Consider the following 15,131-nt stretch of genomic DNA (forward strand, 5'->3'; position numbering starts at 1 on the left):
TCCCTGAGTCCAAATGTCATCGCGATGACTGAATGTGCAAGGGCGTCAAAAAATAATGGCTGCTCCATCCACAGGAGACACATGATGATGCACACCCGCCGCCAGTTCATGCACCACGTCGGTTGCGCCTCTGCGCTGGGGGCCTTGTCGCCGCTGGCCGCCTGGGCGCAGACCATCGACCAGGTCAAGATCTTTTACGGCTTTCCCGCAGGCAGCGCGGGCGACAGCGTGGCGCGCAGGGTGGGCGAGAAACTGGCGGGATCGCCCTACACCCGCAGCCCCGCGGTGGTGGAAAACAAGCCCGGCGCGGGCGGCCGCATCGCGCTGGAGTCGCTCAAGGGGGCGCCCGCCGATGGCAGCGTGCTCACGCTGTCGCCGTTTTCGTGCACGTCCATCTACCCGCACATTTACAGCCGCCTGAGCTACGACCCGGCCAAGGACTTTGTGCCGGTGTCCATCGGCGCCGTCATGCACCATGGTCTGGCCGTGGGGCCGCTGGTGCCGGCCTCCGTCAAGACGGTGAAGGACTTTCTGGCCTGGGCCAAGGCCAACCCCGGGCAGGCGAACTACGGCTCACCCGCAGCAGGCTCCACGCCGCACTTCATCGGTGCGCTGCTGGGCTTGAACAACGGCGTGGACCTCAAGCATGTGCCGTACCGCGGTTCCATCCCGGGCGTCACCGATGTGGTGGGCGGGCAGATCGCGTCGATGGTCACGCCCAGCGGAGACTTCATTCCCAACCACAAGGCGGGCAAGCTGCGGCTGATCGCCACCTCGGGCCAGGGGCGCTCTCCGTTTTCGCCCGAAGTCCCCACGTTTGCAGAGCAGGGCTTTCCAGAACTCACGACCGAGGAATGGTTCGGCTTTTACGCTCCGGCCCGCACGCCAGCGGCCGTGGTGGCTGCCGCCAATGCAGCCATCAACGCAGCGATTAAGGACAAGGCCGTTATGGACAGCCTCGCCGTGGTGGGGCTCATCGCCAAGGGCTCTACGCCTGCAGAGATGCTGGCCTCGCAACAGGCTGAATACGAGCGCTGGGGGCCGCTGGTGAAGAAGGTCGGCTTCACGGCCGAGTCTTGAAAGATTCCCCATGGCACACACCGTGAAGCGCGTGGCTGTGGTGGCCACCGGCACCATTGGCGCGAGCTGGGCCGCGTACTTTCTGGCGCGGGGTTTGGACGTGGATGCCACCGACCCGTCGCCGGGGGCGGAGCAGCGACTGCGGGACGCCGTCGCCTCGCATTGGGTGACGCTGGCTCAGCAGGGGCTTGCATCGGGGGCAAGCCAGGAGCGTCTGCACTTTCATGTGCGGCTGGAAGATGCTCTGGCGCAGGCCGACTTTGTCCAGGAGAACGGGCCCGAGCGACTCGACTTCAAGGTGGACCTGTTCCGCCGCATGGATGCAGCAACCCCGGCGCATGTGGTGCTGGCCTCCAGTTCTTCGGGGCTGGCGGTGACGGACATGCAGAAGGATTGCGCACATCCCGGGCGCGTGGTGCTGGGCCACCCGTTCAATCCGCCGCACATGATCCCGCTGGTCGAAGTGGGCGGCGGAGCGCGCACCACGCCCCAGGCGGTGGCCGATGCCATGGCGTTCTACGCCCGCATTGGCAAGCGACCCATCCAGGTGCGGCGTGAGATCAAGGGGCACATTGCCAACCGCCTGCAGGCTGCGCTGTGGCGTGAGGCGTTTCACTTGGTGGACCAGGGCGTAGCCACTGTGGAAGACATCGACACAGCCATCTCCCAGGGCCCCGGCTTGCGGTGGGCGCTGATGGGGCCGTTCATGAACCTGCACCTGTCGGGCGGAGAAGGTGGCATTGCCCACCTGCTGGCCCACCTGGGCGGTCCCATCGAAAGCTGGTGGCAGGACCTGGGCACGCCGTCCATGACCGAAACCTTGCAGCGCCAGGTGACCGAAGGCGTCGCACAGGCGCTGGGCACGCGCCAAGCCAGCGATCTGGCCCGTGCGCGAGATGCCTTGCTCATTGAGTTGCTGCGCGCCAAGCAGGCGTCCGGCCTGTTGAGCAAGCCCGATCCCGATCTGCACACCTGAGGCACAGCGTCCCCTGTTTTGAACCTCCATCGTTCCCGAGACCCACTATGTACCCAGCCTTTCTTGATGACGAGCGCCAGATTGCCCCTGCGCGCGCTGTGCGCACCCAGTTTGACGATGGTTCCTTCACGCTGCGCTCTCCCATGGCGTTGCAACCCTATGCGCGCTGTGTGGGGGAGTGGCTGGAGCGCTGGGCGCGAGAGACGCCAGATGCCCTGGCGCTGGCCGAACGGGACGACGGCGCAGAAGGCTGGCGCAGCCTGACCTATGCCCAACTGCGCCGCCAGGTGGGCGCCGTGGCCCAGTCGCTGCTGGACCTGGGGTTGCCAGCCGGGCGGCCCATTGCCATCCTGTCCGACAACGCGGTGGACCATGCGGTGCTCATGCTGGCGGCCATGCATGTGGGCATCACACCCTGTTCGTTGTCGAGTGCATATGCACGCTCCCAGGACCACAGCCGCCTGCACAGCATGCTGTCGGTGCTGGAGCCCAGCCTGATCTATGCGTCCGATGCCAGCGTCTATGCGGCAGCCCTGCAAGGCTGGGCCACCGATGCCGTGCGGGTGTTCAGCCGCAATGCCTCCACGTGTCCTGGGGCGCTGCCCTGGGAGCACATGCTCGCCGGGCAAGAGACACCCTGGGTGCAGCAGGCGATGCAGGCGCTGCTGCCTGATGACCATGCCAAATACCTGCTCACCTCCGGCTCCACCGGTCGGCCCAAGGTGGTCATCAACACCCACCGCATGCTCTGCGCCAACCAGCAGATGATGGCCCAGGCGTGGCGCTTTCTGGAGCACGAAAAGCCAGTGCTGGTGGACTGGTTGCCCTGGAGCCATACCTTTGGTGGCAACCACAACCTCAACATGGTGCTGTGCCACGGCGGCACGCTCTACATCGACGAGGGGCGGCCGGTGCCGGGGCTCATCGACAAGACGGTGCGCAACCTGCGCGAGGTGCAGCCCACCATGCTGTTCAACGTGCCTCGGGGCTTTGACATGCTGCTGCCGTTTCTGGAAGCCGACGATAGCCTGGCCGCCGACGTGCTGGCGCGCATGCGGCTGGCCTTCTATGCGGCGGCGGCGCTGGCTCCATCGACCTGGCAGCGCTTGCAGGCCGTTGCGCGGCGCGTGCGCCCCGCCCAGCCGCTGTGGCTCACGACATCGTGGGGATCCACAGAGACAGCACCTGCCGTCACCACCGCGCACTGGCACCTTGAAGGCGCGGGCTGTATTGGTGCACCCTTGCCAGGGCTGGAGCTGAAGCTGGTGCCCAACGGCGGCAAGCTGGAGATGCGGGTTCGTGGCGTGTCGGTGTTCGCGGGCTACCGCAATGCGCCGCGCGAAACGGTGGCCGCGTTCGATCACGAGGGGTTCTACCGCATCGGCGACGCGGGCTATCTGGTGGACGCGGAGCAGCCAGACAAAGGCGTGGTTTTCAACGGGCGCGTGGCGGAGGATTTCAAGCTGTCCAGCGGCAGCTGGGTGTCGGTGGGCACGTTGCGGGTGGAGCTGGTGTCGCAACTGGCGCCGCTGGTCCAGGACATCGTGCTCACCGGGCATGACCGCGATGAGGTGGGCATGCTGGTGTTTCCGTCCGCTGCTGGCGCGACCGACGCTGCGCAGCTGACGCAGGCGCTGCAAGCCGTGATGCGTGCGCGCCGCGATGCGGGCGCGGGGTCTTCGCAGTGCCCCACACGGGCCATGGTGATGACCACAGCGCCCGATGCAGATGCCGGGGAGATCACGGACAAGGGCTACATCAACCAGGGAGCAGTTCTCTCACGCCGCGCGGCGGCGGTGCAGGCGCTGTATGCCAGCCCTGTCGCTACGGGCGTCATCATGGTCTGAGCGCGCAGGGCTTGGTGGGAGCGTCTTCGTGCCCCACCAATGAAACAGGGGCCTTGCGGCCCCTGGTACTGACGCAGGCGCCTTGCGGCGCTGGGTGCATCAGGCGGTTGCGTCCTTGAGCTTCTTCAGGGCGCGGGTCTTGATCTTGACCGAGGCGGGCTTGGCGGGGAACCAGCGCTCTTCACCCGTGAACGGGTCCTTGCCAAAACGCTTCTTCTTGGCGGGCACTTGCTGCAGGCCGATCTTGAGCACGCCTGGCAGCGTGAACTCGCCAGAGCCCTTCTTGTGCACCGAGCCCAGGATGGCGGCTTCCAGCGCAGCCAGCACGGCCTTGGCGGCCTTGGGCTCCACGCCCGACTGTTCGGCCAGGTGGGCGACCAGCGTGGTCTTGTTGAAGGCGGCCTTGATGGGCTTCAGGGCTGCAGCAGCGACCACGGGCTTGGCGGCGGGGGCGGCTGCTTTCTTGGCGGCAGGCGCAGCCTTTTTGGCTGCAGGTGCTGCCTTCTTGGCGGCTGGTGCTGCGGCCTTGACGGCCACCTTCTTTGCGGGAGCGGGAGTTTTCTTTGCAGTTGCCATGATGTTTTTTCGTTGATTGGAGTGACGATGGGCCCTGCCTCTGCGGGCGAGGACCTGCACGATTTTAGGTGCGATAACGCCAGACGCGATAGTGCCTGCGTGCTGCAGGTGTTTGCAGCCGTCGCATGGGTGCGGTGCCAACTGCTTGCGCAGGGCCCGCGAAGTCGTTGCAGGAGCGCCCTTTGCGCCCCGCTGTTGTCTGCGTGGCTAAGCTGCCGCCTGCAGGCCCAGCACAGCGATCACGTGGCAGCCCGTGCCCGCGATGACCCAGCCATGCCACACGGCGTGGGCATAGCGCACCACGGTGTCCATCACAAAAAACACCACACCCGCCGTGTACGCGGCCCCGCCGATGACCAGCCAGGCCGCACTCACGGGGGGCACATGGGCCATCAGGGGCAAGGCCGCCAGCAGCGCCACCCAGCCCAACACCACATACAAGGCCGTTGACAGCCAGGGCGCTGCGCGCCTTGCGCGCAGCTGGAGCCAGCAGCCTGCGAGGGCGGCCAGCCACACCAGGGCTAGGGCGGTGATGTCGTGCATGTGGCCGGGCGCACTCAACGCAAACGGTGTGAAGCTGCCCGCGATGAACAGGTGGATCGCCGCATGGTCCAGCCGCAGCGCCCATTGCTTGGCTCGCCCCGGCGGCAGTGCGTGGTACAGGGTGGACGCGCCATACAGCAGCGCCATGGTGCCCGCAAACACCAGCACACCCCCTATGGCTGCAGGATGCGCGGAGGGGGCTGACCTCAGCAGTTGGGGCACTGCGAGGCAAGCGCCAATCAGCGCTGCGCCGTGCAGCGCACTGTTGGCCATCTCCTCGTGTGGGTCCTGCGGCCGGTCGTTCATGGAGACCCTAGTGGTGAGCTGGTGTGTGCAGCCGCTCGCGCCACAGCTGCCAGCGTGCGCGTTGCAAAGCCAGAAACTCCACCACCCCCCAGGCCAACGCGCAGGCGAGCATGGCCCTGCCCATGGCCCAGCGGTAGGCCTCAGTCTTGCGCGGGGGCGGGTACATCGTCGTGGTCCCAGCCAGCGGTGCGGGGCAGGTCCAGGCTCAGCCACCCGCGTTCATCGAACAGCTCATCGAGCAGCCGCTGCAGTCCGAACAGTTTCCAGAGCATGTTGCGCCTCTTCCAAGGGGTGGTGACTGCAGGCAAGTTAGCGCCCTTGTGTGACGGTTTCGCGTCGGTTCGCACAAACCCCACAGACTGGCTGCGCCGCTGTTCGCGCTGGGCGGCGAGCGCTATCCTCGCCGCTTGGTACGCGCTGTGGCGTGCCCCACCTACCGATATCCCACCCATTGAACATGCTGCCCGAGCTTGCGGCGCTGGAAAAAATCCTGGAGCTGGGCGCGCCCCATCTGCAGGTACAGGTCGTCCAACAGGTGTCTGTGGCATCGGGTCCGCACTTTCCCATCTATGCCATCGGGCTGGGCAACCCTGCGCTGGACGTGCCCGCCGTAGGGTTCTTTGGCGGCGTGCATGGGCTGGAGCGCATTGGTGCAGAGGTGGTCATTGCCTACCTGCAAAACGTGGTCATGCGACTGCAGTGGGACACCACCTTGCACCAGCAGCTGGAGCGGGTGCGCCTGGTCTTCATGCCCATCGTCAACCCGGGTGGCATGTGGTCTGCCACGCGCGCCAACCCGCGTGGGGTGGACCTGATGCGCAACGCACCCGTCGATGCGGTGGACCCGGTGCCCTGGGGCATTGGTGGACAGCGCGTCAGCGCGGGGCTGCCCTGGTACCGGGGGCGGCTGGGTGAGCCTATGGAGGCCGAGAGCCAGGCGCTGTGCGACGTGGTGGCCCAGCAGCTGCTGGCGCGGCCTTTCAGCATTGCGCTGGACTGCCACTCGGGCTTCGGGGTGAAGGACCGGCTGTGGTTTCCGTTTGCCCACACGCGCCGGCCCATCCCGCACCTGGCAGAGCTGCATGCGCTGCAGGACATTTTTCTGCAGGCGCACAGCAACCACCAGTACATCATCGAGCCGCAGAGCGCACAGTACCTGGCCCATGGCGACCTGTGGGACCACCTGTACCTGCAGGCCTGCCGCGATGTACCTGCGCATACCTTTTTGCCGCTGACTCTTGAGATGGGTTCGTGGCTGTGGATCAAGAAGAATCCGCGCCAGCTGTTCTCGCGCAACGGCATCTTCAACCCGCTCATCAACCACCGCCAGCAGCGGGTGCTGCGGCGGCACTTGTCGTTGCTCGACTTTCTGTCGCGCGCAGCCTGCAGCCACACGCGCTGGGTGCCTGCGCCCGATCAGCGGGCCCAGCGCCGTGCCGATGCCCTGGCTGCGTGGTACTGAGATGTCAGCGCGCTCACCACGCCAATGGATCCTGCTGCGCGGGCTGACGCGCGAGGCCGCGCACTGGGGCGCGTTTGCCGAGGGTTTTGCGCAGGCGGTGCCTGGCGACCAGGTGCTGGCGCTGGACCTGCCGGGAAATGGCGAGTTCCACCGCCTGACATCACCTCTGTCGGTGCAGGGCATGGTGCAGGCCTGCCGCGCGGAGCTGGCGCGGCGAGCCATTGCGCCGCCCTACCACCTGCTGGCCATGTCGCTCGGGGCGATGGTGGCCACCGAATGGGCACGCGTGGCGCCCCATGAGGTGGCGGGCTGCGTGCTCATCAACACCAGCCTGCGGCCGTTCAGCCCATTCTGGCACCGACTGCGTGTGCACAACCTGGTGCCATTGATGCGGCTGGCGCGTCTGTGGCGATCTGCCGAGCCGGCGGAGGAGGTAGTGTGGCAGATCACCAGCCGCAGTGCATCACCCCCAGGCTCCTTGGTGGCGCAGTGGGCCGCTGTGCGCAGGCTAAGGCCTGTATCGGCACACAACGCGCTGCGCCAGCTGGTGGCTGCTGCGCGCTATCGTGCGCCTGCTACAGCGCCCGCAGACCAGTTGTTGCTGCTGGGCAGCCTGCAGGACCAGCTCGTGTCCAGCCAATGCTCGCAAGCCATTGCGCGCGCCTGGGGGCTGCCGCTGCAGCTGCATCCGTGGGCGGGGCACGACCTGCCGCTGGACGACCCTCAGTGGGTCATGGACGCCGTGTTGCGTTGGCTATCGTGTGGCGGGGCCACCGCTGGATAACGGGGGCTACTGTGCGAGGTCGTTCAACGCGCCCTGCGCTACCAGCTCGCGGTACCACTCCACATAGCCCGCGCTGCTGGGGTGCAGGCCGTCGGCGGCGTTCAGCTCCTGGCTGCGGGTCACGAACGGGTCCTGGTCGCGCGGCTTGAGCAAGCGCACGTAGTGCACCTGCTGCGCGCTGGCTGTCTCCCGCGCCAGCGCATGCAGTGCCTCGGACCGGCGCGACATGGCCCATGACAGGGGCGGCACAAAAAAGGGCGCGTGGCCCACGTTGCCACAAGGCATCAGCACCACCTGCTGCCCCTTCTGGCGCGCCAGGGCCACGGCCTGCTGCATCTGGGCGCGCAGCGTGTCTTCGGGGGTGAAGCGGATGACGTCATTGCCCCCCGCCAGCACCAGCACCAGGTCATAGCCGCTGGTAGCGCGCTCCAGCTGCTGCACCACATCGCCAAACTTGGCGCCGTTGGCCGCCAGGTTGTCGATGCGCCACTGGGGGTGGTTCTGGCCTATGCGCCCTGGCAGGCTGTCTGCAGCCGTGTTGGCACCAGTGCCCACTGCCGTGCTGTCGCCCACCACCAGCACACGATGCGTCGGGTGTGGTGGTTGAGCGGTGTAGGGACGGGCATCGCGGGCCAGGTCGGCGGCGATCCACATGCGCCAGGGGGCACAGCCGGTGAGCAGCAGCACGCCTGCAGCCACCGCTGCCAGGGTAGCCCACCGGCGGGTGGAGTTTTGGTGCGGGGAAGTCTGTCGCGTCATCGTGGGGGCGCCCAAAGTTGCTCTGGGAACAGCCTACCCGCAGACCAGGCGACCCTGCGTCGGCGCTGGGCATTGGCATGCGTAGGACAGAGCCACGCCGCGCGGCTGTGGGTCGTTATTGCTTGAACACGACGGCGTCCAGCGCCATGGCCCGGATCGCCTCTGCAGCCGCATCGGCCTGGGCGCGGTTGGCGTAGGGCCCCACCCGTACGCGGATGCGGCGGCCCTTGGCATTGTTCAGCTCCTGGCGAAACGCGGGCAGGCCTTCGTTGAGCAGGCGCGCCTGGGTCTTGCGGGCGTTGGCTTCTTCGGCAAACAGGCCCACGTTGATGTAGTAGCCTGGGGCAGTGCCTACCGTGGGCAGCGCGGTATCAGCGGAGGGCGCCTTTGCGGCCGGTGCCTTGGGCTTGGTGGTGGCTGCTGCGCGGCTGGCGGCATCGCGGCGTGCAGGGGCGGTAGCAGTGGCGCTGGCCGCAGGCGTTGGTGCGCGGGTCGATGCGGCTGGCGTGGCTGACTTGGGTGTGGACGCTTTGGCGGCCGGGGTGGAGGCCGTGGCCGATGCGGACGGCGCTGGAGCTGGGGGCTCGGCCGATTTTTGGACAGCAGCGGTGGCAGGAGCGGGTGCGACAGCCAAAGGTACCGATGCCACAGGCGCAGGCTTCGGTGCTGCAGCAGCAGGAGCCTGGGGGGCAGGTGTGGGTGCAGTCGGTGGTTCCGCTGCCACCTCGGGCGCAGGCGTAGGCGGCGTGGGCGCCCCTTCGGCTTCGGGCGCTGGCAAGGCCCCCACAGGCTTGGTGGCAGATGCCGCCTGGGCTGCTGCCGTGGCCTGCGCCACTGTGACGGCGGGTTCCAGCGCCAGGGGCTTCACGTCTGACGGGGACAGCGTCAGGTAGGCGATCAGTGCGGCCAGGCCCAGCACCACGTTCGCCAGCACCAGCACCTGCAGCCGCTTGCGCGAGCTGGCCTGCTTTTCAAGCAGAGCACAGGCCTCGGGCAAGGTGCGCGACGCTGCCAGCGCGCGTGCAATGCGTTTGCGGATGTCGGCGTACAGGATGGCGTTGCCATACAGCCCTGGCACCGCAAACGCCAGCACCGCAAATGCGCCCAGCACCCCCAGTTCAATGCCCACGGGCCAGTGCAAGAACGAGCGGCCAACGCCAAACACGATCAGTGCTAGCCCCTCGACCGCTGCCACATAGACCAGCGCGGCGCCCCACAGCTGGCGAAACAGCATCCAGTTCAGGGTGTACAGGCAGGCGGCCCAGTTCCAGGTGGTGGTTGTGCGGCCGGTGTCGTCAAAGCGCTCGAACACCTTCAGGTAGTAATCCGTGTTCACGGGCCCCAGGGCCAGGCGCGACATGGCCGCCATGGCGTTGTCGGACGGTGAATCGAGCGACATGGCCGGGATGATGGAGGCGACAGGATCCGTGTGGTCGAGCATGGTCGGATTCTGTCACGCACCGAGCGGTGTGTTACCTGTTGTGTCGCAAGGTGCAGCGCGACGGCAACGGGTGTGCGGCGCGTGGCGACGCGTTCCAGGGCGTCCGGGCAGGCCCCGCGTGGCTGTAGGGCATTTTTTGAGACAAATTGGCCGCAAGCGCTAGTTGAATAAGCGCCGGAAGCTATAAATTACATAGCATTCATCATGCGCCCCGCACCAGGGCCATGATCTGGCCTGCGTCCAGTGTGGCTGCCTTTTGCTGGATCTGGGGCAAATACTGCGTCTGCAATTGCTTGGCGGGCGTGAGCAGGCCCTGAAAGGTCTCGCGCAACATGGCCGTGCTCATGACCCGCCCCCCTGCGTAGTAGCGCTTGGCTACCTGCCCCAGCGCGTAGGTGGTGGCAAACGAAAACGCCATGCCCGTGGCGGCGCCGCCCAGCCCGCCGATGGTGCGGCCCGCCACCTTGCCCAGCAGGCCGCCCAGTAGCTTGCGACCAAACTGCTCCAGGTACTGCGACGTCATGCCCACGCCGGCAGCGGCGATGAACTCCTTGATGTGGCCTTGGTCCAGCTCCACCCCGTGGGCCTTGCCAATCCCGTAGACCATCTTCACCTGCAGCGGGATGATGGCCATCGACGCCCATGACTGCGGCAGCAGCTCCAGCGCGCCGTTGAGCAGCGCATAGTTCAGGATGGATTTGTCCAGCTCTGCATCCGATGCGCCTGCACCGACTGCTGCGGCCAGAGGCGCTGCCGCAGCGGTGGCCACCGGTACCGCCATCGGCACGGCCTTTTCGGCCACGTCCACCAGCGCATCGGCTTGCTGGTCAAACGCTGCCGTCTGCGGGTCGCCCAGCTCCAGGGCCGCCTTGAGGCGGGTCAGAAAATCGCGCTCCGCGGCTGTCTGGCGGCCATCCACATCACACACGCACACAGCCATCTCGTAGGCCAGCTGGCGGTGCATGGGCTCGCTCAGTCCCTGCACGGCGGCCTGCACGCTGGTGCGTTGCAGCAGCACGTCCTGGTAGATGCGCGGCAGGTCGGCCACGCCCCCGTCGCCCGCGAGCGACTGGGCAATGCGGCGGATCTCTTCGCGTTCGGCATCGTCCTTGTTGCCATCGGCAAACGCTGCCAGAAGGGCGATGGTGAGGATGGATTTTTGCTGGTCCAGGGTCATGGTCGTCGTGCGGGATAAAGGGGGGAGGGGGAGCGCACCGCTTGCAGTGCGTTGTGCGGTGGCTTTTGAACAGGTTCTTAGGTGCAGTCTAGGCAATGCGGTTTCAACGCCACAGCGTGTGGGGGATTGATGGCGCGGGCTGTGCGTGGTGCCAGGGCTTCGGGTTTTCCCTTGGGTAGTTCGGCGACTGTGCGGACGGCTGTTGCTTGCCTACAGTGCTTGCCATCGCGCCGTCATGGCGCACATCAACGGAGGATGGACATGGGCGTAGCGATCGTGGGTTGGGCACATTTGCCGTTTGGCCGGCTGGACGGCCTGGGGCTCGAAGACCTCATCACGCGCGCAGGCCGCGAGGCCCTGCAGCACGCGGGCATCGACGGTGCGGTGGTGGATGGCGTGTGGCTGGGCAACCTCAACGGCGGCTTCACGCCCGATGTGTTTGCCTCGTCGCTGGCCCTGCAGTGCGACGACGCCCTGCGCTGGAAGCCCGCCACCCGGCTGGAAAACGCCTGTGCGTCCGGCTCGGCCGCCCTCTATGCCGCGTGTGACGCGATCGAAGCCGGACGCGCCCAGGTCGCCCTCGTCATCGGCGCCGAAAAAATGACAGCCGTCTCTGGCGCCGAGACCACGCGCATCCTGGGAGACTGTGGCTACTCCGGCGAGGCGGGTAACCCGCCCGGTGGCTTCCCGGGCATCTTTGGCTCCATCGCGCAGGACTACTTTGCGGCGCATGGCGACCACTCGTCCACCCTGGCACGCATCGCCGCCAAGAACCACGCCAACGGCGCACTCAACCCTTGGGCGCACATGCGCAAGGACCTGGGCTTCGAGTTCTGCAACACCGTGTCCGACCGCAACCCGATGATTGCCGCGCCCCTGCGCAAGACGGACTGCTCGCTGGTTTCCGACGGTGCCGCAGCGCTCATCCTGGCGACCGATGATGCGGTGGGCGACTTCCCCCGCGCCGTGCGCCTGCGGGCGCGGGTGCAGGTCAACGACTACCTGCCCATGGCGCGCCGCCGGGTGGTGGACTTTGAAGGGCCACGGCGCGCCTGGCAGCAGGCGCTGCAGCAGGCAGGGTGCGCGGTGCACGACCTGTCGCTGGCGGAGGTGCACGACTGCTTCACCATCGCCGAGCTGCTCACGTACGAGGCCATGGGCCTGGCGCCTGTGGGGCAGGGCCACCGCCTGCTGGAGGATGGCACCGTGCTGCGCAGTGGTCGCCTGCCCGTCAACGCCTCGGGCGGGCTCAAGGCCAAGGGCCACCCGATTGGCGCTACCGGCGTGTCGATGCATGTGGTGTCGGCCATGCAGCTCATGGGCGAGGCGGGCGATTTGCAGGTGTCCGGTGCCACGATGGCGGGCGTGTTCAACATGGGCGGCTCGGCTGTGGCCAACTACGTGAGCATTCTGGAGCGCGCCCGATGAACATCGCCCACCTGCTGCGCCGCAGCGCCTTGCTGTACGCCCACCAGCCCGCGCTGCTGCATGGCGACCAGGTGCTGTGGACCTACGGCACGCTGGCCGCGCGCACCGCCGCGCTGGCCGCCCATCTGCGTACACGCTGTGGCGTGGCCCCGGGCGACCGCGTGGCCATCTACGCTGCCAATGCGCCCGAATACCTGGAGGCCCTGCACGCCATCCTGTGGGCAGGGGCGGTGTCGGTGCCGGTCAACTACAAGCTGCATGCCAAAGAACTCGCCTACGTGCTGGCTGACTCTGGCGCGCGCGTGGTGCTGACCTCTGAAGCGCTGGCACCCGCCGTGCGCGAGGCCGGGGCGCCGCAGAACGCGGTGCTGGTCTTTGGCTCCGACGCATACCGCGCCGCAGTCGCCCACACGTCCATGGACGTGTGCGACCGCGCGCCGCATGACGTGGCCTCGCTGTTCTACACCTCGGGCACCACCGGCCGACCCAAGGGTGTGATGCAGACCCACCGCAACCTGTTGGCCATGACGGCCTGCTACTTCACCGATGTGGACGACATCCTGCCCGGCGACGCCATGGTCTACGCAGCACCCATGTCGCACGGCGCGGGGCTTTACAACTACGCCCAGGTGCTGCGCGGCGAGCGGCATGTGGTGCCGCTGTCGGGTGGGTTCGAGCCGGCTGAACTGGTGCAGCTCGCGGCCAGCGTGGGCCAGCTCACGCTGTTTGCAGCACCCACCATGGTGCACCGCCTGGTGGACCATGTGCGTGCCACGGGTGCCGACGTCTCAGGCTTCAAGACCATCGTCTACGGCGGCGGCCCCATGTACGCCGACGACCTGCGCAACGCTCTGGCCGTGATGGGCAACCGCTTTGCACAGATCTACGGCCAGGGCGAAAGCCCCATGACCATCACCGCCCTGCCGCGCGCCCAGCTGGCCGACCGCGACCACCCGCGCTGGGCCGAGCGCATGGTGTCGGTGGGCGTGGCGCAGTCACTGGTGGAGGTGCGCGTTGTCGATGCCACGGGTCAGCCCCTGCCCATCGGCGAAACCGGCGAGGTGGTGGTGCGCGGCGACACCGTGATGCCCGGCTACTGGAACAACCCCACCGCCACGGCGCAGACGCTGCGCGACGGCTGGCTCTGCACCGGCGACATGGGCGCGCTGGATGCCGATGGCTTCCTCACGCTCAAGGACCGGTCCAAGGACGTGATCATCTCCGGCGGCAGCAACATCTACCCGCGCGAGGTCGAAGAGGTGCTGCTGCTCCACGCCCAGGTGCGCGAGGTCGCCGTGGTGGGGCAGCGCGATACGGAGTGGGGCGAGGTGGTGGTGGCCTTCCTGGTTGCGGAGGAGGGCGGTGCGGTGGCCGATGCCGTGCTGGATGCGCTGTGCCTGGAGCACATTGCTCGCTTTAAGCGGCCGAAGGAATACCGGTGGGTGGAGGCATTGCCGAAGAACAGTTATGGGAAGGTGCTGAAGACGGAGTTGCGGGGGACGTAAGTGCGTGGCGTCTAAACTGGCTCAATCCTTCCGGCCAGAACCCATTGTTTCAACATTTTCATGCGTTTGTTCAAGTTCCTCTTCCTTGCATTCGCGTGCCTGTCATTCAGCCTGGCTGCCTGTTGCTTTGAACAGGTTCCTTTGGTCAAAAAATCTACGATGGGTGCCGTTGAGCTTCTGGAGAAGAGTTATATCGACACGATTCATTTGAGCGAGCTGGACAAGGAAATGGTGAACACTGCATTGCAGACAATTCGACGCAACGACAATGCGTTCAGTCGCGCCTACACGAAGATTTGGCGAAACAGTGTATTTGGCTTCTTCAGCTTCGGGCTGGTGAGTCTTGCGTTGGCGTGGACCGCGCATCGGAAGAGCAGAGTCGCTGTTTCATAGATGGCTGCCGGCCCAATTCCGCCTTCGCGGCGACGGTAAACCCGCCTCCCCCACGGTTAAACCACCCCACCTACCATCTCTTACCTTTGCCTGCCGGAACCCTCCCATGACCACCACCCTCAAAATCGATTTCGTCTCCGATGTCTCCTGCCCCTGGTGCATCATCGGCCTCAAGGCGCTGGAGCAGGCGGCGGACCGGCTGCAGGGCGAGGTCGCGCTGGACCTGCACTTTCAGCCGTTTGAGCTGAACCCGCAGATGGGCCCTGCCGGGCAGGACATTGGCGAACACTTGCAAGAAAAATACGGCGCCACGCCCGAGCAGAGCCAGAAGAACCGCGAGGCCATCGCGGCGCGCGGCGCGGCGCTGGGGTTCACCTTCAGCATGGACAAGCGCAGCCGCATCTACAACACCTTTGATGCGCACCGACTGCTGCACTGGGCCGAAGAAAAGGGCCTGCAGCCGCAACTCAAGCACGCGCTGTTCAAGGCGTATTTCACCGAGGGCCAGGACCCGAGCAACCACGAGGTGCTGGTGCGTGTAGCGGGTGAGGTGGGCCTGGATGTGGCCGAGGCGCGTGCGCTGCTCGCCTCAGACCGCTACGCCGACGAGGTGCGCGAGCGCGAGCAGTTCTATCTGCAAAACGGCATCCATTCGGTGCCCGCGATCATCGTCAATGAGCGTCACCTGATCCAGGGCGGGCAGCCGGTGGAGGTGTTTGAGCAGGCGCTGCGGCAGATTGCCACGCAGGGCTAGATGCTATTTATTTGATAGCTGCTCAGGCATATTGCACTAGCGCTACTGGCATCTACGATCAAAAAAAAGGGGCCTGAGGCCCCTTTTTTGATGTCTGAGC

15 protein-coding genes and 1 pseudogene are annotated in these 15,131 nt (G+C 66.5%); 9 read left to right on the forward strand and 7 right to left on the reverse strand.

From position 1 onward, the window contains the following. The first annotated feature begins 87 nt into the window (after positions 1 to 87). The 3 genes from AC1Q64_RS19830 to AC1Q64_RS19840 are packed head-to-tail and all read left to right on the forward strand — an operon-like array spanning position 88 to position 3,903. A complete protein-coding gene (locus tag AC1Q64_RS19830; RefSeq protein WP_291433085.1) occupies positions 88 to 1,080 on the forward strand; it encodes a Bug family tripartite tricarboxylate transporter substrate binding protein in 993 nt (330 codons plus the stop codon). A gap of 10 nt (positions 1,081 to 1,090) precedes the next feature. After that, positions 1,091 to 2,056: a 3-hydroxyacyl-CoA dehydrogenase NAD-binding domain-containing protein gene (locus AC1Q64_RS19835; protein WP_492252523.1), complete on the forward strand. Its 966-nt coding sequence runs from the start codon at positions 1,091 to 1,093 to the stop codon at positions 2,054 to 2,056. Between the two features lie 47 nt (positions 2,057 to 2,103). Next, positions 2,104 to 3,903, forward strand: a complete 1,800-nt coding sequence (locus tag AC1Q64_RS19840; protein WP_492252524.1) for a feruloyl-CoA synthase — start codon at positions 2,104 to 2,106, stop codon at positions 3,901 to 3,903. A 99-nt stretch (positions 3,904 to 4,002) separates the two neighbouring features. Here the strand turns inward: AC1Q64_RS19840 and AC1Q64_RS19845 are convergent, their stop codons facing one another. The 4 genes from AC1Q64_RS19845 to AC1Q64_RS19860 all read right to left on the reverse strand — a co-directional run bounded on the left by AC1Q64_RS19845 (position 4,003) and on the right by AC1Q64_RS19860 (position 5,600). Beyond that, complete coding sequence (locus AC1Q64_RS19845) at positions 4,003 to 4,479, reverse strand: HU family DNA-binding protein (RefSeq protein WP_492252525.1); 477 nt, start codon at positions 4,477 to 4,479, stop codon at positions 4,003 to 4,005. A gap of 207 nt (positions 4,480 to 4,686) precedes the next feature. Then, entirely contained in the window at positions 4,687 to 5,328 is a 642-nt protein-coding gene (trhA, locus tag AC1Q64_RS19850) for a PAQR family membrane homeostasis protein TrhA (protein ID WP_492252526.1), read from the reverse strand. Between the two features lie 7 nt (positions 5,329 to 5,335). Beyond that, complete coding sequence (locus AC1Q64_RS19855) at positions 5,336 to 5,494, reverse strand: hypothetical protein (RefSeq protein WP_492252527.1); 159 nt, start codon at positions 5,492 to 5,494, stop codon at positions 5,336 to 5,338. Next, on the reverse strand, positions 5,469 to 5,600 hold the full coding sequence (locus AC1Q64_RS19860) for a hypothetical protein (protein WP_291433067.1): 132 nt from the start codon (positions 5,598 to 5,600) through the stop codon (positions 5,469 to 5,471). The genes AC1Q64_RS19855 and AC1Q64_RS19860 overlap by 26 nt, the downstream gene beginning before the upstream one ends. Positions 5,601 to 5,785: 185 nt before the next feature. Between AC1Q64_RS19860 and AC1Q64_RS19865 the strand changes: the two genes are divergently transcribed. Next, positions 5,786 to 6,790, forward strand: coding sequence for a M14 family zinc carboxypeptidase (locus AC1Q64_RS19865; protein ID WP_291433066.1), 1,005 nt, complete (start codon positions 5,786 to 5,788; stop codon positions 6,788 to 6,790). 1 nt (position 6,791) lies between these two features. Continuing rightward, positions 6,792 to 7,574, forward strand: coding sequence for an alpha/beta fold hydrolase (locus tag AC1Q64_RS19870; RefSeq protein ID WP_492252528.1), 783 nt, complete (start codon positions 6,792 to 6,794; stop codon positions 7,572 to 7,574). A 6-nt stretch (positions 7,575 to 7,580) separates the two neighbouring features. Here the strand turns inward: AC1Q64_RS19870 and AC1Q64_RS19875 are convergent, their stop codons facing one another. From AC1Q64_RS19875 to AC1Q64_RS19885, 3 genes and pseudogenes are all read right to left on the reverse strand, one after another. Beyond that, a complete protein-coding gene (locus AC1Q64_RS19875; protein ID WP_492252529.1) occupies positions 7,581 to 8,333 on the reverse strand; it encodes an SGNH/GDSL hydrolase family protein in 753 nt (250 codons plus the stop codon). A gap of 115 nt (positions 8,334 to 8,448) precedes the next feature. Then, positions 8,449 to 9,774, reverse strand: coding sequence for an SPOR domain-containing protein (locus AC1Q64_RS19880; RefSeq protein WP_492252530.1), 1,326 nt, complete (start codon positions 9,772 to 9,774; stop codon positions 8,449 to 8,451). A 202-nt stretch (positions 9,775 to 9,976) separates the two neighbouring features. Further along, positions 9,977 to 11,053: pseudogene (locus AC1Q64_RS19885) on the reverse strand (YcjF family protein); the annotation flags it as partial. 159 nt (positions 11,054 to 11,212) lie between these two features. Between AC1Q64_RS19885 and AC1Q64_RS19890 the strand changes: the two are divergent. The 4 genes from AC1Q64_RS19890 to AC1Q64_RS19905 all read left to right on the forward strand — a co-directional run bounded on the left by AC1Q64_RS19890 (position 11,213) and on the right by AC1Q64_RS19905 (position 15,031). Continuing rightward, complete coding sequence (locus AC1Q64_RS19890) at positions 11,213 to 12,379, forward strand: acetyl-CoA acetyltransferase (protein ID WP_291433061.1); 1,167 nt, start codon at positions 11,213 to 11,215, stop codon at positions 12,377 to 12,379. Next, positions 12,376 to 13,884: an AMP-binding protein gene (locus tag AC1Q64_RS19895; protein WP_492252531.1), complete on the forward strand. Its 1,509-nt coding sequence runs from the start codon at positions 12,376 to 12,378 to the stop codon at positions 13,882 to 13,884. Before AC1Q64_RS19890 ends, AC1Q64_RS19895 begins: the two co-directional genes overlap by 4 nt. 60 nt (positions 13,885 to 13,944) lie before the next feature. Beyond that, positions 13,945 to 14,277 (forward strand): hypothetical protein, encoded by a 333-nt coding sequence (locus AC1Q64_RS19900; protein ID WP_492252532.1) that lies wholly within the window; start codon positions 13,945 to 13,947, stop codon positions 14,275 to 14,277. Positions 14,278 to 14,383: 106 nt separating this feature from the next. Further along, a complete protein-coding gene (locus AC1Q64_RS19905) occupies positions 14,384 to 15,031 on the forward strand; it encodes a DsbA family oxidoreductase (protein WP_492252533.1) in 648 nt (215 codons plus the stop codon). Positions 15,032 to 15,131 lie beyond the last annotated feature (100 nt).

It is taken from the genome of Acidovorax sp. GW835-FHT14G06 (assembly GCF_058793595.1).

Bases quoted from the DNA above. Each gene is read 5' to 3' on its own strand.
- AC1Q64_RS19835 (WP_492252523.1), top strand. From the start codon at position 1,091: ATGGCACACACCGTGAAGCGCGTGGCTGTGGTGGCCACCGGCACCATT.
- AC1Q64_RS19870 (WP_492252528.1), top strand. From the start codon at position 6,792: ATGTCAGCGCGCTCACCACGCCAATGGATCCTGCTGCGCGGGCTGACG.
- AC1Q64_RS19900 (WP_492252532.1), top strand. From the start codon at position 13,945: ATGCGTTTGTTCAAGTTCCTCTTCCTTGCATTCGCGTGCCTGTCATTC.
- AC1Q64_RS19875 (WP_492252529.1), bottom strand. From the start codon at position 8,333: ATGACGCGACAGACTTCCCCGCACCAAAACTCCACCCGCCGGTGGGCT.
- AC1Q64_RS19860 (WP_291433067.1), bottom strand. From the start codon at position 5,600: ATGCTCTGGAAACTGTTCGGACTGCAGCGGCTGCTCGATGAGCTGTTC.
- AC1Q64_RS19890 (WP_291433061.1), top strand. From the start codon at position 11,213: ATGGGCGTAGCGATCGTGGGTTGGGCACATTTGCCGTTTGGCCGGCTG.
- trhA (WP_492252526.1), bottom strand. From the start codon at position 5,328: ATGAACGACCGGCCGCAGGACCCACACGAGGAGATGGCCAACAGTGCG.
- AC1Q64_RS19855 (WP_492252527.1), bottom strand. From the start codon at position 5,494: ATGTACCCGCCCCCGCGCAAGACTGAGGCCTACCGCTGGGCCATGGGC.
- AC1Q64_RS19840 (WP_492252524.1), top strand. From the start codon at position 2,104: ATGTACCCAGCCTTTCTTGATGACGAGCGCCAGATTGCCCCTGCGCGC.
- AC1Q64_RS19830 (WP_291433085.1), top strand. From the start codon at position 88: ATGCACACCCGCCGCCAGTTCATGCACCACGTCGGTTGCGCCTCTGCG.
- AC1Q64_RS19880 (WP_492252530.1), bottom strand. From the start codon at position 9,774: ATGCTCGACCACACGGATCCTGTCGCCTCCATCATCCCGGCCATGTCG.
- AC1Q64_RS19865 (WP_291433066.1), top strand. From the start codon at position 5,786: ATGCTGCCCGAGCTTGCGGCGCTGGAAAAAATCCTGGAGCTGGGCGCG.
- AC1Q64_RS19845 (WP_492252525.1), bottom strand. From the start codon at position 4,479: ATGGCAACTGCAAAGAAAACTCCCGCTCCCGCAAAGAAGGTGGCCGTC.
- AC1Q64_RS19895 (WP_492252531.1), top strand. From the start codon at position 12,376: ATGAACATCGCCCACCTGCTGCGCCGCAGCGCCTTGCTGTACGCCCAC.
- AC1Q64_RS19905 (WP_492252533.1), top strand. From the start codon at position 14,384: ATGACCACCACCCTCAAAATCGATTTCGTCTCCGATGTCTCCTGCCCC.